Origin of the sequence: Silvibacterium sp., from assembly GCF_047605705.1 — a bacterium.
Lineage (GTDB): Bacteria > Acidobacteriota > Terriglobia > Terriglobales > Acidobacteriaceae > Silvibacterium.
In genome coordinates this window covers 98934-118949 of sequence record NZ_JASGFD010000007.1, presented here as the reverse complement: position 1 = coordinate 118949, position 20016 = coordinate 98934, and the positions used below count along the sequence as shown (strand labels likewise).

At 62.2% G+C, this 20016-nt stretch carries 15 protein-coding genes; 7 read left to right on the top strand and 8 right to left on the bottom strand.

Annotated elements, in window-relative coordinates; translation table 11 throughout:
* The 5 genes from QM649_RS04380 to QM649_RS04360 all read left to right on the top strand — a co-directional run.
* A partial coding sequence (locus QM649_RS04380; RefSeq protein ID WP_415197798.1) for an N-acetylmuramic acid 6-phosphate etherase occupies nucleotides 1-745 on the top strand: 745 nt, incomplete at its 5' end.
* Nucleotides 746-849: 104 nt separating this feature from the next.
* Nucleotides 850-2004, top strand: coding sequence for a VWA domain-containing protein (locus QM649_RS04375; RefSeq protein ID WP_415197797.1), 1155 nt, complete (start codon nucleotides 850-852; stop codon nucleotides 2002-2004).
* Nucleotides 2005-2265: 261 nt separating this feature from the next.
* Nucleotides 2266-3567: a UDP-N-acetylglucosamine 1-carboxyvinyltransferase gene (gene murA, locus QM649_RS04370; RefSeq protein ID WP_415197796.1), complete on the top strand. Its 1302-nt coding sequence runs from the start codon at nucleotides 2266-2268 to the stop codon at nucleotides 3565-3567.
* A gap of 190 nt (nucleotides 3568-3757) precedes the next feature.
* Nucleotides 3758-4252: a DinB family protein gene (locus QM649_RS04365; protein WP_415197795.1), complete on the top strand. Its 495-nt coding sequence runs from the start codon at nucleotides 3758-3760 to the stop codon at nucleotides 4250-4252.
* Nucleotides 4253-4398: 146 nt separating this feature from the next.
* On the top strand, nucleotides 4399-6012 hold the full coding sequence (locus tag QM649_RS04360) for a S10 family peptidase (protein ID WP_415197794.1): 1614 nt from the start codon (nucleotides 4399-4401) through the stop codon (nucleotides 6010-6012).
* Nucleotides 6013-6219: 207 nt separating this feature from the next.
* Here the strand turns inward: QM649_RS04360 and QM649_RS04355 are convergent, their stop codons facing one another.
* The 3 genes from QM649_RS04355 to hpt all read right to left on the bottom strand — a co-directional run bounded on the left by QM649_RS04355 (nucleotide 6220) and on the right by hpt (nucleotide 9699).
* Complete coding sequence (locus QM649_RS04355) at nucleotides 6220-8031, bottom strand: SpoIIE family protein phosphatase (protein ID WP_415197793.1); 1812 nt, start codon at nucleotides 8029-8031, stop codon at nucleotides 6220-6222.
* Between the two features lie 333 nt (nucleotides 8032-8364).
* The gene (gene deoC, locus QM649_RS04350) at nucleotides 8365-9147 is read right to left on the bottom strand and encodes a deoxyribose-phosphate aldolase (RefSeq protein ID WP_415197792.1); all 783 of its coding nucleotides are present in this window, start codon (nucleotides 9145-9147) and stop codon (nucleotides 8365-8367) included.
* Nucleotides 9148-9180: 33 nt separating this feature from the next.
* Nucleotides 9181-9699 (bottom strand): hypoxanthine phosphoribosyltransferase, encoded by a 519-nt coding sequence (gene hpt, locus QM649_RS04345; protein ID WP_415197791.1) that lies wholly within the window; start codon nucleotides 9697-9699, stop codon nucleotides 9181-9183.
* Between the two features lie 151 nt (nucleotides 9700-9850).
* On the opposite strand from hpt, the gene QM649_RS04340 reads away from it, so the two are divergent.
* Complete coding sequence (locus QM649_RS04340) at nucleotides 9851-10651, top strand: prolipoprotein diacylglyceryl transferase (protein WP_415197790.1); 801 nt, start codon at nucleotides 9851-9853, stop codon at nucleotides 10649-10651.
* Between the two features lie 175 nt (nucleotides 10652-10826).
* Here the strand turns inward: QM649_RS04340 and QM649_RS04335 are convergent, their stop codons facing one another.
* Both QM649_RS04335 and QM649_RS04330 read right to left on the bottom strand, forming a co-directional pair.
* Nucleotides 10827-11006 (bottom strand): hypothetical protein, encoded by a 180-nt coding sequence (locus QM649_RS04335; RefSeq protein ID WP_129208647.1) that lies wholly within the window; start codon nucleotides 11004-11006, stop codon nucleotides 10827-10829.
* A 150-nt stretch (nucleotides 11007-11156) separates the two neighbouring features.
* Nucleotides 11157-13724 (bottom strand): EAL domain-containing protein, encoded by a 2568-nt coding sequence (locus tag QM649_RS04330; RefSeq protein ID WP_415197789.1) that lies wholly within the window; start codon nucleotides 13722-13724, stop codon nucleotides 11157-11159.
* 335 nt (nucleotides 13725-14059) lie between these two features.
* On the opposite strand from QM649_RS04330, the gene QM649_RS04325 reads away from it, so the two are divergent.
* The gene (locus QM649_RS04325) at nucleotides 14060-14944 is read left to right on the top strand and encodes an ornithine cyclodeaminase family protein (protein WP_415197788.1); all 885 of its coding nucleotides are present in this window, start codon (nucleotides 14060-14062) and stop codon (nucleotides 14942-14944) included.
* Here QM649_RS04325 and QM649_RS04320 read toward each other — a convergent pair.
* The 3 genes from QM649_RS04320 to uvrC all read right to left on the bottom strand — a co-directional run bounded on the left by QM649_RS04320 (nucleotide 14941) and on the right by uvrC (nucleotide 19983).
* On the bottom strand, nucleotides 14941-16338 hold the full coding sequence (locus QM649_RS04320) for an APC family permease (protein ID WP_415197787.1): 1398 nt from the start codon (nucleotides 16336-16338) through the stop codon (nucleotides 14941-14943). The genes QM649_RS04325 and QM649_RS04320 overlap by 4 nt on opposite strands.
* Nucleotides 16339-16367: 29 nt before the next feature.
* Nucleotides 16368-17960 (bottom strand): ArnT family glycosyltransferase, encoded by a 1593-nt coding sequence (locus QM649_RS04315; protein ID WP_415197786.1) that lies wholly within the window; start codon nucleotides 17958-17960, stop codon nucleotides 16368-16370.
* A 97-nt stretch (nucleotides 17961-18057) separates the two neighbouring features.
* A complete protein-coding gene (uvrC, locus tag QM649_RS04310; protein ID WP_415197785.1) occupies nucleotides 18058-19983 on the bottom strand; it encodes an excinuclease ABC subunit UvrC in 1926 nt (641 codons plus the stop codon).
* Nucleotides 19984-20016: the final 33 nt, after the last annotated feature.

Sequence of the window (20016 nt, the reverse complement as noted above, 5' to 3'; positions counted from 1 at the left end):
GGCGCACAGTCTGCGCGATGGCGGCCGTCTCATCTACATCGGAGCCGGTTCGAGCGGCCGTATCGCATCGCTCGACGCCTGCGAATGCCCGCCGTATTTCTCCACCTCGCCGCAGACCGTACAGTACATCATGGCCGGCGGGCCGAAGGCGCTGGCATCGCCGGTCGAGGTGAATGAGGACTCCGAAGAGCTGGGCCAGAGAGACATCGCACGACGGCGGCCCACCCGCAAGGACATGGTGATCGGCCTGTCTTCAAGCGGCCGCACACCGTACGTGGTTGCGGCTGTCGCCTACGCCCGTGCACGCGGCGCGAAGACGGCCTGCATCACCTGCAATCCGAACACGCCGCTGGCGGAGGCTTCGGATATCTCGATCGTGGCTGAGGTCGGTCCCGAGGTGATTTCCGGCTCGACGCGCATGAAGGCAGCGACGGCGCAGAAGATGATCTGCAACATGATCACGACGGGCGCGATGACGCGGCTGGGCTATGTGTACGAAAACCTGATGGTGAACGTGCACATGCAGAACTCGAAGCTGGTCGAGCGCGGCATCAGCATGCTGATGCGGGCCTGCGAGATTACTCGCGAGAAGGCAGTGGAAGTGATCAAGTCCGCCGGGCGCAGCGTGCCGGTGGCACTGGTGATGCTGAAGGCCAGCGTGGACAAGCCGGAGGCGGTGCGGCGGCTGGCGCAGTCGAACGGCAACGTCCGGCAGGCAATTGAAGACAATCCCTCGGGCCTATAAGCGGTTTTCCGGGCTTTCTATTTCATCCTTCCAAGAGTCAAAGACCCGCCGCCCTCATGCGGCGGGTCTTTCTCTTTCTCCGCAGAAAGGTTGTGCGCCTCACGATGATGAAGCTCTTCCCGGCAAGCCTGCTCGCAAGCGCTCTTGTGGCTGCGCCCCTGTTCGCGCAGGACAAACCGGCATTGCCGCCGGTCGATAATCCGGATTCCGCGCAGACGCCGACCTTTCGCGCGGAGACCACCCTGGTGCAGGTGCCGACGCTGGTGCGGGACAAGTCGGGGCATCCGGTGTACACGCTGACCGCGAAGGATTTCACCGTGACCGACAACGGCGTGGAGCAGCCGGTCACGCTGGAGGAAGGGAACGACGGCCAGCCGGTTGCGCTGGTAATCGTGGTGGAGACGGGTAGCTCAGGCGCGCTGAAGATGGATCTCTATCCGGAGCTTGAGCCGATGATCGAGGCGGTGACCGGCGATGTGGAGCACACGGTCGCGGTGGTGGGCTTCGACAGCCACGTCTATTTGGAGCAGCCGTTCACCCCGAACTGGAGCGACGTTGCGGCGGCGATGCACTCGCTGCAGCCGGGCGACGACGGGGCGGCTATCTTTGACGGCGTCTCCTATGCGGTAGACCAGCTGCGGACGCAGCCTCCGAAGTACCGGCGCGTGATTCTGTTGCTGAGCGAGACGAACGACCACGGCAGCGAAGCCGGGCTGGTGGAGACGGTGCGGGCGATCAGCGATACGAACACGATCGTTTACAGCGTGGCGTTTTCGTCGATCAGGAGCGACTTCAAGAGGAAGGCCCCGCTGATCGTGCAGGATGACCGTCCTGGGCCTCCGCATGGCTGCATGGGGAAGTATCCGGACGATTCCGGCCAGAAGAATCCTAACCGGCTGGTGCAGTTCTGGAATTGTCTTGGACTGCTGGCTCCGCCGCTGAAGGCGGCGCAGCTGGTGGTGCAGCTGGGGATCGACGGGCTGAAGCGCAATGTGCCGGAGAGCATTGCCGGCATGACGGGCGGTGAGTTCTTCAAGTTCAGCAACGAGAAGAATCTGCAGAAAGATCTGGCGGCGATCACCAACCACGTGCCGAATCGCTACCTGCTGAGCTTCCGGCCGCAGTCGCCGGCTCCGGGCCCGCATGCGCTGGAGGTGAAGCTGAAGGAATATCCGAAGCTCGAGGTGACGGCGCGGCGAGCGTACTGGGTGGAACCGACGGTGCCAGCTCCGCAGACACCAGCGCCGCAGGCTCCCTGAGCGGGTTGTCCCGTCTCGCGGAGTGGGGATCGCCGCGGTTTCGCCATCCCAGGTCTCAGAATCGAGACCTGGGGCACCCGCGATCTCGCCTTTCCACCCAAGCGGGAGCTTGGATGAAGCCCCCGGAGCGTTGCCTGGCGATGCAGGGCTCAAGGTCGACACCCGCTCGGACTCGGAATCAATTTACACTCGACGTGAAGAGGAAAAGGCCCGCAGGACGGCTGAACGGACGGCTGAACGTTCTGGGGCTCCCGGAGAAATATGGACAAATTTGTCATTCGTGGCGGCAACCCGCTGCTCGGCACCATCCGCGTCAGCGGCGCAAAGAATTCGGCACTTCCGTGCATGGCTGCGGCCATCCTTACCGAGGAAGAGGTCGTGCTCGAAAACATTCCGCAGGTCCACGATATCGAGACCGAGCGTAAGCTCCTGGTTTCGATGGGCGCCGAGGTGGAACTGGGTTATGGCCGCGCGCAGCATCGCACCAGCATCAGCTGCCGCCTGCTTTCGGACCCGGTGGCGAAGTACGAGATCGTGAAGACGATGCGTGCGTCGTCGCTGGTGCTGGGGCCGCTGGTGGCGCGCACCGGCATGGCGCGCGTGGCGATGCCCGGCGGCTGCGCGATCGGCGGACGCCCAATCGACCTGCACATCAAGGGCCTGGAGACGATGGGCGCGACCATCAGCTATGAGCATGGCTACATCGAGGCTCGGGCGGAGCGGCTGAAGGGCGCACACATTCATTTCGACAAGATCACGGTAACCGGCACGGAAGACCTGCTGATGGCCGCGGTGCTGGCCGAGGGTGAGACGATCCTCGAGAACTGCGCGCGTGAGCCTGAAGTGACCGATCTGGCCGCTCTGTTGACGGCGATGGGCGCGAAGATCGAAGGCGCGGGCTCATCCATCATCAAGGTGCAGGGCGTGGACAAGCTGCACGGCGCGAAGCACCGCATTAACCCGGACCGCATCGAAGCGGGTACGTTCCTGGTAGCGGGCGCGATCACGGGCGGCGATCTGTGTGTGTCGAACTGCAATCCGGCGCACCTGGGCGCGGTGATCGGCAAGCTCGAAGAGTGCGGCGCGCGCATCGAGATCATCGGCAAGGATTCGATCCGCGTGCGCAGCGAGGGCAACCTCAAGGGTGCGGATATGTCCACCGAAGAGTATCCCGGCTTCCCGACCGACATGCAGGCGCAGTACATGGCGCTGGCGACGCAGGCGGAAGGCACCTCGGTGGTTGTCGAAAACATTTTCGAAAACCGCTTCATGCACGTGCAGGAGCTGATCCGCATGGGCGCGAACATCAAGGTGGACGGGCGCACGGCGACCATTCGCGGCAAGGCTCCGCTTTCGGCGGCTGCCGTGATGTGCTCGGATCTGCGCGCATCGGCTTCGCTGGTGCTGGCGGCGCTGGTGGCCGATGGCGAGTCGATTCTCGATCGTGTGTACCACATGGATCGCGGCTACGAGCACATCGAAGAGAAGCTGCGCGGCGTAGGTGCGCAGATTCGCCGCATGGGCAACGTCTTCAGCAGCAAGCGCGAGGCCGTCGCGGTTTAAACCCTCATACACTTTTTTTTCAAGCCCATCCCTCCGTCAGAAGGGGTGGGCTTTTTCATGACTGTCAAAGTTGCGTTTACGTCGTGATGCGGAAGGAAGCGGCTCTCTGAAATCCGGCATCCCAAGGGAAAGAACGAGCGCGAGAAGAGAACGTTATTCCACGAACGGGACCATCCTTGCGGAGGGATGCATGACGGAAACAAAATCCACAGAAGAGAAAGTCATACGTGAGCAGCTGGTGGAGTTGCTGCGCGGTGGCAGCGCACACGCCGATTTCGACGCATCCATCGGTGACCTTGCGCCCGAGTTCTACACGAAGCGGCCCAAGGGCTCACCGCACAGCGCCTGGCAACTGCTGGAGCATCTGCGCATTGCACTGCACGACCTGCTGGTGTTCTGCACTGATCCGAAGTACGTCGCACCGAAGTGGCCCGATGACTACTGGCCTGCCGAGGAAGCGCACGTCGAGGAAGAGAAATGGCAGCGGTCGGTGAGGGCAGTGAAGGCGGACCTTGCGGAGTTCGAGAAGCTGGTCCGCGACCATGAGACGAACCTGTACGCAAAGATCCCATGGGGCGACGGGCAGACGGTGCTGCGCGAGGTGCTGCTGGCTGCGGACCACAACAGCTATCACCTGGGGCAGCTGGTACTGATACGAAAACAGCTCGGCGCCTGGCACGAATAGACGATCCACCCAGGCCCTCGATCGTGCGGTGAAGCGGCACAGGAGTTGTCCGAAAACGGGCACCTCTTGTGCCGCTTTATACTTTGCGTAATTGTTCCGGCGACTCACCGCGCATTTTGAATTCGTAACCGATCGAGGAAGATTTCATGTCTAAGACTGCTCCATTCTTTGCCGCTGTATTGTACGCGGCGATGACTGCCTCGGCATTTGCTGCCGACGATGCTCCCGCCAAGACTCCTACTGTCGCGCCCGACTCCATTACGGATGGCACGGTCACTGTCGGCGGACACGCCATCGCCTACACTGCTACGGCGGGAACCATCACCGTCGGCGCAACCGAGGAGCAGGACGCGCAGCTCGGCGCGGACGGCGAACCGCTGCCCGGCACGCAGGCCGCGATCGACGCTGCAGCGGACAAGGAATCGAAGGAGAAGCCGCCGGTCGCGCGCATCTTCTACGTCGCGTACACGAAGAAGGATGTTGCGCATCCGGAAGATCGTCCCATCACCTTCCTCTACAACGGTGGACCGGGCAGCTCGACAGTGTGGCTGCACATGGGCTCTGTCGGTCCGAAGCATGTGGTCACCGCGAGCGATCAGCATCTGGCCGCGGCGCCGTACAAGCTCGTGGACAACGAGTACAGCCTGCTCGACACGACGGATCTGGTCTTCATCGATATGCCGGGCACCGGATTTGGACGTCTGGTGGGCAAGGACAAGGAAAAGTCCTTCTGGGGCATCGACGAAGACGGCCACGCCTTCGCGCGCTTCATCGCCCGCTACATCAGCAAGAACAACCGCTGGAACTCGCCCAAGTATCTCTTCGGCGAGAGCTACGGCACGACGCGCTCGGCCGTGGTGTCGAACATCCTCGAGAACGAGAAGGACATCGACCTGAACGGCGTGATCCTGCTCTCGCAGATCTTCAACTTCAATTCGGATATCGATGGCGCGCGCATGAATCCCGGCATTGACCTGCCGTTTGAGACCGGGCTGCCGACCTACGCGGCGACTGCGTGGTATCACCACAAGCTGCCCAGCCAGCCGGCTGCGCTCGAGCCCTTCCTCAAGGAAGTGGAGGCGTATGCCTTTGGCGAGTACGCGCATGCGCTGGCGCTCGGCTCCGATCTGCCGGAGGACGAGAAGAAGCAGGTTGCAGAGAAGCTGCACGAGTACACCGGCCTCTCGGTGGACTACCTGCTGAAGGCCGACCTGCGTGTGAGCGGCGGTGGCTTCACGAAGAACCTGCAGGATGACAACGACCTGACCACGGGCCGTCTCGACACGCGCTTCTCCGGGCCGTCGCTGAACCCGCTGAGCGAAGAGTCGGAATACGATCCGCAGAGCTCGGCGATCTCGTCGGCTTACGTTGCGCTGTTCAACGATTATGTCCGTCGCGACCTGAAGTATGGCCAGGGACAGACCTATCTGCCGATGGCGGACTTTGGCGGCCACGAATGGGACTTCAAGCACGACGGCAATTCCATCGGCGTGAACGTGAGCGGCGACCTGGCGATGGCCATGAAGACCAACCCGAAGCTGAAGGTGATGGTGAACGGCGGCTACTACGACCTGGCCACGCCCTTCTATGCGGCGTACTACGAAGACAAGCACCTGCCGATTCCGCAGAGCCTGGCTTCGAACATCGAGTACGACTGGTATGAGTCGGGCCACATGGTTTATGTGCACGACGCTTCGCTGGCCAAGCTGCATGATCGCGTGGCCGCGTTCATCCGCAGCACGGAAGCAGGAAATAAGTAACGGTTACAGGCACACATTGACGACCGGCAGTTGAAAGTGCCAGTCGTCAGTCACAGAGACGGCCAGAGGTCCCGGTTCTAGGGGGATTGCTGGCCGTTTGTTTTGTGCAGACGCATGCAAAACCGCAGGTTCCTCCACTGCACGAGACGAAGAGCCGCCTCGCTTCGGTCGGAATGACAGTTCTATGGTGGATGCGGAATTAGTTTTTTACAGCACCTTGAGCACGAGCACGGTTTCGTCATCGAAACGCTCGCGGCCGCCCTGGAACTTTCCGACTTCGGCGAGGATGGCGTCGGCGATCTTCGAGGCTGGCTTCTGGTGGTTCTTCGTGACGACGTTGCGGAGCCGCTCGTCGCCGAACATATCGCCGGCTGCGTTCTGCGCATCGACGATACCGTCGCTGAAGAAGATGAGGGAGTCGCCGGGCTGCGTGGCGAGCGAGAACTCTTCGTACTTTACGCCGGGGAACATGCCGAGAGGGAAGCCCTCGGCGTGCACGGTATCCACCTCGCCGCTGCGACAGATGAGTGGCTGCACGGCGCCGGCGTTCGCGATCTGCAGCGTGCGGTTGTCGTCATTCCAGAGCGCATAGACCATGGCGACGTACTGCGAATCGACCTTGCGCTCCTGCAGCGATTCGTTGAGCTCTTCGAGCATCTCCGACGGCGAAAGGTTCTGGTTCGCGGCAGAGCGCATGATGCCGCTGACCAGCGCGGCGTAGAGCGCGGCCGGCGCGGCCTTGCCGCTTACGTCGCCAAGCGCGATGGCGCTGCGGTTCGCGTCGTAGGGCAGGAAGTCATAGAGGTCGCCGCCGATGGTGCGCGCGGGCACGAAGCGCGCGGAGAACTCGGCGTGCTCATGCTGCGGCTTCACGGGGGGAAGCAGGCGAAGCTGTACCTCGCGGGCCATGGCGAGGTCGCGCTCGAGGCGCTGCTCCTGTTGCATCACACGCTGGTAAAGCTGCGCATTCTCGATCGAGATGGCGATCTGCGCGGCGAGCGTCGAGAGCGCGCGCTCGTGATCCTCATTGAAGTAGTGGCTGCGTGTGTGCTCGATGTCGAGGACGCCGATGACCTTGCCCTTATAGATGAGGGGCACGGCCATCTCCGAGCGGGTCTCGGGATTGATCATGTGATACCGCTTGTCCTTGCGGACATCGGAGACATGCACGGCTTGGCGATCCTGGATCGCCGCGCCGACGAGGCCGCGGTCGAGCGGAATCTTTTCGCCGGGATAGAAACGTTCGCCGAAGCGCACCGCGTAGCGGTTTTCGAGGACTTTGTCGCGCTCGTTGACCAGCCATACGGAGAACATCTGGAAGTCGATGATGCGGCGCAGGAGCTGACCGACGCGCTCGAGCAGGGCATCGACATCGAGGATCGAGGTGAGCTCGCGGCTGATCTCGTTGAGGACTTCAAGCGTCTGGGCCTGCCGCGCGACGCGGGTGTAGAGGCGGGCATTCTCGATGGCCTGTCCCACGCGCGAAGCGGTGAGGGTGAGCAGGCGCTGGTGCTCCGGTGAGAAGTAGTTCGGCTGCTCGGACTGGATGTCGATGACGCCGATGAGGCGATTCTTGACGATGAGCGGGACGGCGAGCTCAGAGCGGACGTCGGGGTTGGCGTTGATGTAGTTCTCTGCCTGGGAGACGTCCTGGATGAGGATGGCGTGCCGTTCCTGGGCAACGCGGCCCACGATCCCCTGGCCGATCTTGATGCGCATACGCTCGATCTCCGGCGTGTGCCCGATCTGGAAGCGCATGCGGAGATCCTTCGTGCGGTCGTTGACGAGCAGGATCGCGAAGATGCGGTAGTCGATGACGGCGCGGACGAGATCGGCGGTGCGGCGCAGCAACGTGTTCAGGTCCAGCGTGGTGTTGAGCGCGTCGGCGAGACGGATGAGGAATTCCGTCGAAAGCGGCTCGATGCGGACCTGCGTGTGCGCAGGCGAAACCGCGGAGGGGCGGTAGTCGCCTTCATATGCCTCGGGATTGCCAGCGATGGGTTTCGGCTCTTCGGTCACGCGTTTCCTGTCAGGCATCCGGCGCGGCGCAGGCATCGTTCCATGCCGTTCTATCGTGATTGCGCGGCCGGTAGAAAACTCTTCAGAGGAGCCATCATAAAGCATTCATACGGCGTTCGGCGGAGGAACAACAGGCGGGTGCGCACCGGCGAACCGGAGGCGATACGTGGGCGTGCAGCTCCGGCGGGGATGACTATTTTTTGTGGCCTCTACTATCCCACCCAAGCGGAGCTTGGATGGGGCACCCGCATGTTGCCTGTCCAAGGCAAACTGCAGGCACCCGCACCTCGCTCCCTCTATTGCTTCTGTCGGGATGACGGAGGATCGATGGGATCAGTAGCCCGATGCGCCTTGAGACGAATCCGGCTTTGCGCCGTGCTTGAGTGCCTCCACGATGGCCACGCTTGCGCTTGCACCGATGCGGCTGGCTCCGGCACGCAGCATCGTTTCGGCGTCGACGAGGGTGCGGATGCCGCCCGATGCCTTCACGCCGCAGCGGGTTCCGGCCACGCCGCGTAACAGGGCCACGTCCTCGGCGGTTGCGCCATGGACGGAGAAACCGGTGCTGGTTTTGAGGAAGTCGACGCCGGCCGCGCAGGCGATCTCCGAGGCGGTGAGCTTCTCCTCGGTCGTCAGCAGGCAGGTTTCGAGAATCACCTTCACAATGGCGCCGGCATCGTGACTGACTTCGACGACAGCCTCAATGTCGCGCGCCACGCGCGTGGTCTCACCGGACTTGAGCAGCCCGATGTTGAGCACCATGTCGATTTCCTTCGCGCCGAGACGCAACAGCGCGGCGGTTTCTTCGCGCTTGGTGCTGACGAGGTTCGCCCCGAGAGGGAAGCCGACGACTACGCCGACAGGGATGCCGGTGCCAGCGAGTTCCGAGGCCAGCAGGCCGGTCCAGACCGGGTTCACCATGGCGCAGGCAAAGCGGTACTCGGCGGCTTCGCGCGCAATTTTCAACGCCTGCTCGCGGGTGGCGTCGGCCTTGAGCAGCGTGTGGTCGATGACCGCGGACAGCGCAGCCGGGCTGGACAATGCCTGCGCGGCGAAGGCCGCTGCGTCATAAACGGGAACAGATTCGATCGCAGAGGAGAGAGAAGAGGTGGTCATGAAGCAACTCCTGAATCGAGTGCACAGCGTGCGCTAGTGCAGCTCGGGGGAATCGGGCGGCATCAGGCGGATGTCCGGCACATTGCGGAAGCGCTCCGCGTAATCCATGCCGTAGCCGATGACGAAGTGATTCGGGATCTGGAAGCCGGTGTAATCGGCTTCAATTTGTGCCAGACGGCGGGAGGGCTTGTCGAGCAGCGCGGCGATGCGCAGGCTGGCCGGGTTATGACGCTTGAAGAGGCTGTGCAGGTAGCTGAGCGTGAGTCCTGTGTCGAGTATGTCTTCAACCACGATGATGTGCTTGCCTTCGATCGGCTGATCGAGGTCCTTGATCAGCTTGACGGCTCCGCTCGAGCGCTGGCCCTTGCCATAGCTGGAGACGGCGACGAAATCAAAGGTGCACTGCACGCTAATGGCGCGTGCCAGGTCGGAGAGGAAAATGGCCGCGCCCTTCAGCACGCCCACCAGGACTACGCTCTTTCCCTCATAGTCTGCATCGATCTGTTTGCCGATTTCGATAATGCGCTGGCGGATCTGTTCTTCGCTGAACAAGACAGGAAAATCCTTGTGGATCAGGGACGAGCTCACCGTTCGGGTCTCCGAGGGAAGAGAGTTAGTCGGCAGCGTTGCTCACGGATAGGGGCTGCCGACCGTCTTAGGATATCTGAAAGAAGAAAGCTATACTTGAGACAGTAGACTCCTGATGTATCCCTTTATTCATATCGGCCGATTCAGTGTCGGCACCTTCGGAATTCTGCTTTGGCTGGCTGCGGTCTGTGCCTGCCTCGTGCTGCAACGCAACTTTCGCCGCTGGAAGATCGAGGCGGATGCGATCGGGATTGTGGCGATCTGCACGGTTGCGGGTGTCATCGGATCCAAGCTCTGGCATGTGCTGCAGGAGCCGCATGAGCTGATGGCTCACCCGATGGCCACCCTGCTTGATCGCGCGGGCTTTGCGTGGTTTGGCGGCCTGGTCTTCGGCATCCTGGCACTGCTCTGGCAGGGGCGCAGCTATCGCATCGGCGGACTCTCGATGCTGGACCTGGCGACTTCGTGCGCCGCGGTCGGCTATGGCGTCGGCCGCATCGGCTGCCTTGTCTCCGGCGACGGCGACTACGGCAAGCCTACGAGCCTGCCCTGGGGCATGGCCTTCCCGGACGGGCTGGTCCCCACGCCCAAGGGTGTCTATGTGCATCCCACGCCGATCTATGAGTTCATCGCGGCGCTCTTCATCGCGTGGATCCTCTGGCGGCGCGGCGGTCCCGTGCGGCAGAAGCCGATCGGTCAGCTGACGGGCGAGTACCTCATCCTGACGGGCATTGCTCGCTTCCTGGTGGAGTTCATCCGCATCAATCCGCCGATCTACTTCCATGTGCTGACGAACGCGCAGATGGCGAGCATCGGTTCGGTCGCGGCTGGCTTCCTGCTGGTGCTGTGGGCGCGAAGCCGCAAGGCTTACCTCACGGTTTCGCCTGCGAGTGAGCCGGAGACGATCGCGAGCTAGGTTCAGATCGTCCCACATTTCGTTCAGAACGAGATGTGGGACACCCGATGAAAGATTGTGCGTTCCCCACTCAAGCCAATATCGGGCTTGCATGGTCCCCCGAGAACTTGCAGAGGAAAATGAAAAAGCCCGGCGATAAGCCGGGCTTTTTCGACTGCGGATTGTACGGCCGGGACTAGAGCTTCTCGTAGAAATCGCAGGCCGAGCAGGAGATGTAAACGCCACCAGGGGTGCCGCGCTCGCGGTCCTTGACGCGCTTCACAATGCGGGTCGGCTTGCTGCACTTGGGGCAGTCCGTGCTCTTGGACGTGTCCATAACTTTCTTACGATCTGCGGTTTTAGCGATCTTGGCCATGAAAGGCTTCTCCTCATCAAAGCAAACTGGTCGGGCGCACACGTTCGCGCGGCGCACTGCGGCCGGACTTCGAAATCTTAACCCTTCGTGGTACCTGTTTCGCAGGGATTCGACCGGGGAGGATCGTGAAGACCATCGGACTCGCAGCTACTAGTTTACATCAAAGCTGACCGCCGGGCGGTGTGCGGCAAGCCTTGCTGAAACCTGTTCTTCGGCGCGGCTCAACAGGAACTCGAGCAGCTGTTCGGCGCGCATGGGACGAGCCAGATGAAAACCCTGGGCGTCGTCGCATCCCTGCTCGCACAAATACTGCCACTGCTGCGCCGATTCCACTCCCTCCGCTGTCACCTGGGCATTCAGGCTGTGGCCCATCTTGATGACGGCTTCGGTCAGGGTGAGGTCGTTGCGGGTGCTCTCCATGCCGGTGACGAAGGAACGGTCGATCTTCAAGCGGTCGATAGGGAAACGCTTGAGATAGCCGAGGCTCGAGTAACCGGTGCCGAAGTCATCCATGGCGATCTGGATGCCGAGCGTGCGCAGCTGGCGGATGGTTTCTTCGGCTTCGCTGCTGTCGTCAAGCAGGACACCTTCGGTGATCTCGAGCTCGAGCTGCGAGGGCTCGATACCGGTGGTGGCGAGGGTCTCCTGGATGCACTGGAGAAGCTGGGGATCGCGGAACTGGTAGGGCGAGATGTTCACCGCCATCCGCAGCGGCTTGCGGGCCGCGCGGGAGAACATGCCGACGCGGGCGCAGGCGGTGCGGAGCACCCATTCGCCGATCTTGAAGATGAGACCGGTTTCCTCGGCCAGGGGGATAAAGCCCGCAGGCGAAAGCACGGATCCATCGGGCTGCTGCCAGCGGATCAGCGCTTCCAGACCGGAGATTTCGCCGGTGGGGATGTGGAAGATCGGCTGGTAGACGAGGAAGAACTCATTGCGCTTGATGGCCCGGCGCAGCGCGCTGTCCATGGCGAGCAGGCTCGAGGCCTCGCTCTCGAATTCGCTCGAGAAGATGGCGACGCTGTTTCGTCCGCGGGACTTTGCCTTGTACATGGCGCGGTCTGCTTTGCGCAGAAGAGTGTTCAGGTCGTGGCCATCGTTGGGGAAGGCACTGATGCCGATGCTCGGCGTGACGTAAAACTCCTGGCCTTCGAGGCAGATCGGTTCGGAGAGAGCCTGCAGCACGCGCTGCATCACGTCGAGAGACTGACGGGGATGCTCGATGCCGGGCATCAGGATCACGAACTCGTCGCTGCCCAGGCGCACCACCATATCGGAGGTGCGGACCGTCTCGGTGAGGCGGCGCGAGAGCAGCAGCAGCACCTCGTCGCCCACAAGGCGACCGAGAGAATCGTTGATCTGCTTGAAGCGGTCGAGATCGATGACGGCGAGCGATACCTGAAGACGATGGCGTCCGGCAAGCGCCAGCGAACGGATGATCTGCTCTTCCAGCAGCGTGCGGTTCGGCAGGCCGGTGAGCGGATCATAAAGCGCCATGCGGCGCATGGTCTGCTCGGCGCTCTTCTGGGCGCTGATGTCCTGGGCAATGATGAGGAAGCCCTGCTGACTGGAGAGCTCGTCGTTTGCCGAACCGGCAAACTGAAGCGGGCTGATGGAGAGGCGCACCGGAACGGCCTGACCGTCGCGGCGCATGTAGGTCCACTCGCGCTCGTCCAGCCGCTGATCGCCTGTCAGGGTAGTGATTGCCTCGACATCGGCTGGAATGCCGCGGCGAAGCTGCACGCTCAGACGGATCGCCTGCTCCTCGACCTCGGCCGGATCGTGCAGGTGGAGAAGTGACATATTGCCGATCATCTCCTGAGCCGAATAGCCGAGCATCTGGATTGCGGCGCGGTTCACGGAGCGGATCATGCCGTTGAGGTCGGTGGAGATGATTGCGAACAATGCGCTGTCGACGATGGCTTCGCGCAGGGTGTTGGATTCCTGCAGCTGCGCGATCATGGCCATCCTGATTCGCGACTGGCGGCTGAGGTAGCGCTCCATGGATGTAGAAAGAAAGGCTGCGGCTGCGATCAGCCCGGTCACGCCGGCCACGCCGACGACGCTCAGGCTGCTGGTGTTCTGCATCCAGGGTTGAAGCAGGAGAGCGAACTGCGTCGGCAGGGGCACGGTAATCACGCAGACTGAGAGCAGGGCCGCGAGTCCGAGGCTAGTGACGCAGGCGGAGGAGACCCGCCACACGGGGCCTGCTCCTGCAGGGGATTGCGAATGGGCCACGGTCTGCAGCGATGCGCCGCAGAAAAGGAAAGTGACAAGTGCGGCGAGCAGGATGAAGAAGGGATGCAAGTGCACGGCGCGGGGCGCGCTGATAGCGGCGGTGCCGGTGAGATGCATGATCCACAGCCCGGTGGACATCAGCAGGGAAGTGACGGTCGCAGCCAGAGGCGTCTGCGTTCTGCGGACGACGCAGACGAGAGCCGTGAGCGAAGTGAAGATGGCGCCGCAGAGCGAGGCGACGACCAGGGGAATCGAGTAGCTTACGGCTTCACGCGGAAGGAAGGCCTGGACCACGAGAAAGTGCATGGACCAGAGGCTGAAGCCGGATGCGGCAGCTCCCGCCGCGAGCCAGAGCCGGCGCCGCTGGCCGGCAGCTGTGCAGAGGATGTCGATAAAGCTGAAGGCCGTAAGGGCCGCGACCGAGGTCAGAAGCACGGAAAGTGCAATCAGGTCCGGTCTGAAGAGGTGTGGAAGCTTCATCGAAGAAAAATCCTGGCAGCAAGTATCACGAGAATCCGTTGCAGTGGATGGGGAGGGCCATGACTGCAGGCGGTAGTGGCTGGAAAGGCTGAAGGACTCAGCGAACGATCCGAAAAGCTCCAGCCGCACAACAATAATTTATTGTCCTGAGCTTTCACTATCCAGCATGGAAGCCGGTACTCGGAAAGTCAACAGAATTACTGTTTCCCATACGGTTATGGTTCCGTTCCGGTCCGTTGGATACAAAATTTGATCCTTTTGTGGTCCGTGCTCTAGATTCTTTCGCGATTGGATGCTAATAGAGAGTCTTTTCTACCTGATACGTTTACAGGACGATGCGCATTGTTTCCGAATCGGAGGTTCGCCGTTGCCTGAGCTATGACACCTTGCTGCCAGTTCTTGAGTGGGCATTGATCCGTCTTTCATCCGGGCAAATTCGCCAGCCCGTACGCTCGGTGCTGGCAGTGCCGGAGAGCCATGGGCTGATGGGTTTGATGCCGGCTGTGGACGGCGATCTGATGGGACTGAAGGTGGTCACGGTTTACGAGAAGAACGGACGCCTCCCGACTCATCAGGCGGTAATCCAGCTCTTCCGAGCGGCGACAGGCGAGCCACTGGCGGTGATGGACGGCCGCTTGATCACAGAGATGCGCACGGCTGCTGTCTCAGCGATTGCGGCCCGCACCTTCAGCCGTGACGTGCCGAGTGTGGTGGCCGTGCTGGGTTCCGGCGTGCAGGCGCGGGCACATATCGAAGCATTACGGCGCGTACGGGAGATCCGCGAAATTCGCATCTGGAGCCGTACGTCTGAGCACGCGCAGCGGCTGGCCGCCGAGTGCGGCGGACGGGCATGCGATGTCGAGGAGGCGGTGCGTGGAGCGGATATTGTCTTCGGCGTTGCGAATGTTTCCGAGCCGTTGATTCGTGGAGAGTGGCTCGGCGAGGAGACCTTCGTCGCTGCCGTGGGAGCGATCGGCCCGGGGAAGCGTGAGCTGGATGACGTGGCGATGCAAGCTCCGGTTGTGGTGGAGTCGCGCGAGGCGGCTTTGCGGGAATCGGGAGATATTCTCGCCACGGGCGCGAATATTTACGCCGAACTTGGTGAGGTGCTGGCGGGTTCGGTGGCGAAGCCTGTGAGCGGACGCGTCGTCTACAAATCGCTGGGGGTGGCTGCGGAAGATCTGGCTGCTGCGCGGCTGGTGTATGAGTCTCTGACTTAACGTGTGTTGCGCCGAATGACGAAGAAGAGCGGGATGCCGAGCAGAATGATGGCCGAGCCGAGCAGTGAGCTGATCAGGTTCTCAACGTAGGAGAAGTAGAGCAGTACGGCGGCGGCGGCGATGAAGAGCAGCGGTACGGCCGGGTATCCCCAGGCGCGGAAGGTTTTCGCGGCCGGTGCGGTGCGGCGGTAGTGGAAGATGGTCGTTGCCGTAATCATGTAGAAAAGCCATTCGGCGAAGATGGCGAGCTCGAAGAGCTGCTGGAAGCGACCGACAGCGAGCAGTAGTCCGGTGGTGAGCAGCGCCTGCACGAGAAGTGAAGTCGAAGGGCTCTGGAAGCGTGGGTGAACGTCTGCCATGCGGCGGAAGAAGAGGCCGTCCTGTGCGGCAGCGAAGGGAATGCGGGCGCCGGACATGATGGTGCCGTTGAGCGTGACGAAGATGCTTAGCGCCATGACGGCGGAGACCAGCGCCGCTCCCCAGTGGCCAGTGACCAGCGCAAGCGCGGAGACGGCAGGGCGAGGTGCGGCGGCGATGGCCGAAGCCGGAAGGATGTACTGGATGGCGGCGTTGGTGGCCATGTAGAGCACGCCGACGATGCCGAGTCCCGCGATGAGCGCGATAGGCAGGCTTTTCTCAGGGTGCTGGACTTCGCCCGAGACCATGGTGAGGTCGTTCCAGCCGTCATAGGCCCAGAGCGCGGCGATGAGCGCGACCATGAATCCGCTGAAGCCGCCGTGGGCGCCGGTGAAGACGGTGGTGAAGTTCGTCCAGTGGCCCATGCCGGAGGCAAAGCAGAAGCCGGCGATGGCAAGAATGAGCAGGCCCTTAAGCCAGGTGAAGATGAGCTGGAAGTCTCCGGCCTTCTTGATGCCAAGATAATTCAGTCCGGTGATGCCCCACGTGGCGACGATGGCGAAGAGCTGCGCCCAGGTGATGGCGAAGGGCACATGCACTGCTTCCGCGGGGAGCCAGCGAAAGGCCGGAAAGATGGCGAGCGTGCGCGCAAGTCCGGTGGTGACGCTGGCGATCGATGCGGGCTTGGCCACGGCGAACCACGTCCACATGTAGAGGAAGGCGGTGAGGTCGCCGTAGGCTCCGCGCAGGTAGACATATTCGCCGCCGGTGTAAGGCTGCAGGGTGCTGAGCTCGGCATAGGTCATGGCGCCGAAGAGCGAGAGCAGGCCACCGACGATCCACGCGAGATAGACAAGGCCAGAGGAGCCGGTGGACTGCATCATTTCATGCGGGACGAGGAAGATGCCGCTGCCGATGAGCGTGCCGACGACAATTGCGGTGGCATGCGAGGTGCGCAGTACGCGCGGAAGCTCATGCCTTTGGGGTGAGTCGTTACGGGCCTCGGTGTGTGCGTGCAGCGGCGTGGCTTCGTTCAATGCGGTAAGAGGCTCCGGCTCCGATGCGATCAGTAGTAGTTCTTAAACTCCTTCCAGTCTGCCGCATAGGTAGTTTTCCTGCCATAGCAAAGGTAGATGGGGCCGTGCTCCCAGGGCATGGCGAGCGGATTGTCGCGCATGCCGACGAGTCTGCATGAGGCGTAGTTTTCCTGTATCTCGGAGAGTGAGGCTTGCGACAGGACAATCATCTCCGCGCCCGTGTAGCCTCGCGGCCCCCAGAGCCAGTAGTTCTGATGTCCGCTGATGACGGTCGGCAGGCCGTCGTGTTCGCCGAGGATATTGATGGCGCTGGCCTGTCCGTAGTTCTGCGCGAAGATGCCGGTGCGGGCCTGCTCGTCCGGCGGCAGGGCGTGATAGATCGCGTTGACCTGCGCAACGAGATCGGTCCAGCCGAAACGGTCGGCATAGAACTGCGGAAGGATGGTGGGCGCGTGGTTCTCGGAGTCCTTCGGCGCGAAGCCCAGCTTCTTTTCATAAGCAAGGAACTGCTGTGGCGGAAGTACTGGCACAGCGAAAGGCAGGACCAGGAAGAACGCAGCGATGAGGGCGATAGCATAGGCGCCTGCCAAGGCATTGCGCCAGCGCGTGACTCCGGCCCACTGCATCCATGCAACGGCGCCGGCGGCGAAGTAGATCGGGTAGATGGGTGCGAGGTAGTAGTCCTTGGCGTGCAGCGCGATCATCAGCGGCAGAAACAGGACGTAGGTAAGTCCGGCGAAGCGCCATGGCTTTGCCGCTCGCGCAAAGAGCAGCCACAGAATCCCGGGCAGCCAGAGCAGAACGGTGAACGGCCCTAATCCGACGAACTGCGCGTTGAGGAATGCTGGCGGGGAGAGGATGACATCCTTGTCGCTCTTTGAGACGGTGCGCAGCCATTCAAGCGTGGGGAAGTGATAGTGGATCTGCCAGAGAAGATTCGGCAGTGCGATCAGGACAATGAGGCCGACGGATGCAGCGAACCAGCGGCTGGCGAGGATGCGGCGCGGCGGTGTGAGCAGCAGAGCCACCAGGGCACAAACGAGGAAAAAGACCTCGGAGTCCTTATTCTCGAGGCCGAGGCCCGCGCTTACCCCGAGCAGGAGCCACCAGTTGCGCACCGATGTGGGCGAGTCTGCTCCTAACGTTCCTGAAGACTCGATCCGGATGATACGGACGAGTGCGAGGAAGCAGGTTGTCCAGAAGACCGGATCGAGGCAGTTCATCGAGAGGAAGCTGTCGATGCCGAGATAGACCGCAACCGCGATGACTCCGAGCATGGCGAGCGCGGCGGCGCGGCGGCCTCCGCCGAAGGCCCATACGAGCATGCCGGTAAGAAAGACCTTCACGCCTCCGGCGATCGCCGGAAAGAGGCGCAGCGACCACATGTGCTGATAGCCGAAGAGCACGTCTGTGAGCCGCGCCATCAGCGAAACGAGCGGAGGCTGATCGACAAAGCCGAAGGCCAGGTGCCGTCCGCACATGAGGTAGTACATCTCATCGCGAAAGATGCCGTAGCCCGCGTGCTGCGCCATCACGTTGGTCGTGATATGGATGGCGATCTTGAGCGCGGCGAAGGCGAGCGCCAGAGGGAGGATGGCGCGGAGTGCCGAGGTCTGAAGCACGGTTGTGGGTTGCGGTTGAGTCGTCACACAGCCAAGATACGCAGAAATGCGGGAGGCTGGTTCCCAGGACTGCGTCTATTTACGGCTTTTATGGGCGCTATTGGCCAAGTATCGGCAGCGTGGCTTCCAGTTCCGTGGTGTGGAAGTGCGCGTAGATAGCTTCGGCGGTCTTCTGCGGTACGACGGCGGTAAGGGCGGCGAGGTCGGCCTGCTGCACGCTGCGCAGGCTGCCGAAGTGCTCGATGAGGCGGGTGCGCGTGCGTGCTCCTACGCCGGGGATACCGAGCAGTTCGGAATCGCGGTCGCGCATCTCGCGGCGCTTGCGATGGTAGTTGATGGCGAAGCGATGCGACTCGTCGCGGACACGCTGGATGAGGTGCAGAACGGGGGAGCGGCGTTCGAGGACGATGGGGTCGTCCTCCTGCCCGTAGAGGTAGATCAGCTCTTCGCGTTTTGCGATCGACGCGAGCGGCTGCGTGGTCAGGCCGAGTTCTTCGAGCGCCTGTGCGGCGGAGTGCAACTGGCCGAGGCCGCCGTCGATGAGGATGAGGCTGGGCATCTGCTGGCCTTCCTCCTGCACGCGGCTGTAGCGGCGCGTGACCACTTCGCGCATGGAGGCGAAATCGTCGACGCCTTCGACGGTCTTGATCTTGAACTTGCGGTAGTCGGACTTCTTCATGGCGCCGTTCTCCCACACCACCATGGAAGCGACGGTCTCCGCTCCCTGGATGTGCGAGATGTCGAAGCACTCGATGCGGCGCGGCAGTTCGGGCAGCATGAGGATGTCCTGCAGCGATTCCTGGATGGCCTTCTCGCTTGGCTGCATGACGCGGAAGCGCTGGTCGTAGCTCTGCTTGGCATTTTGCCCGGCGAGGTCGACGAGCGAGCGGCGTTCTCCGCGCACCGGCACGGCAATATCGACGCGATGGCCGGAGTGCTCTGTGAGCAGGGCCGCGAGCGTGGGGCGATCGGTGAATTCCACCGGCAGATAGACGGTGCGCGGCACGTAGTTCTGATCGATGTAGAGCTGCTTGAGCAGCGCCGAAAAGACGGCGCCGGCATGAAAGCCGGTTGGTGCGGTGGCAGCCGGCGCCTCTGGCTGTTCCTCGTCTTCCCCCACAGCGGCGTCTTCGCCCACGGCAGCTTCGAAAAGCTCCAGCTCCTGCAGATCCTCCCAGAAGAACTCGCGGCGATCGACGATCTTGCCGCCGCGCATGTGGAAGAGGTTCACGGCGAGCATGCCGTTCTCGTAGTGATAGCCGAAGACATCGGCGTCGTCGTTCTCCGCGGTGGCGATGCGCTGCTTCTCGTGGAGCTGGCTGATGGTAATGAGCAGGTCGCGGTATTTCGCCGCCAGTTCGAACTGCTCGGCCATCGCGGCTTCTTCCATGCGCTGCTGAAGAGATTTTTCGAGATCGTCGGCGCGGCCTTCGAGGAACATCTGCGCGTCGCGGACGGACTCACGATAGGCCTCCGGTGTCGTCAGGCCCTCGACGCAGGGGCCGAGGCAGCGCTTGATGTAGTACTGCAGGCAGGGACGCGGGTAGTAACGGCGCAGATCGAGTTTGCAGCTGGGCAGCAGGAAGCTTCGGTGAATGAGCTCGGCGATGCGGTAGGCGAGGTTGCCGGGAAAGTACGGGCCGTAATAGGCGCCGCCATCCTTGCGCAGACGGCGGGTGACGAAGACCTTGGGGTAGCGGTCGGCGAGCGTGAGCTTTACGTACGGATAGGTCTTGTCATCGCGCAGCAGGATATTGAAGCGCGGCTTGCGCTGCTTGATGAGGTTGTTTTCAAGGGCCAGAGCTTCGCGTTCGTTATCGACGAGGATGTAGTCGACATCGACGGCCTCGCGCATGAGCGAGCCAGTTTTGGCGTTGGCCTGCGAGGCTTCGAGCAGGTAGGAGCGCACCCGTGAGCGGAGGTTCTTGGCCTTGCCAACGTAGATGACCTCATCCTCAGCGTTTTTGTAGAGATACACGCCGGGCTTCGCGGGGAGGGTTCGTATTTTCTGCTCGAGATCCATTCGCCTTCTCTTCCAGTGTAGACCTTCCCGGTT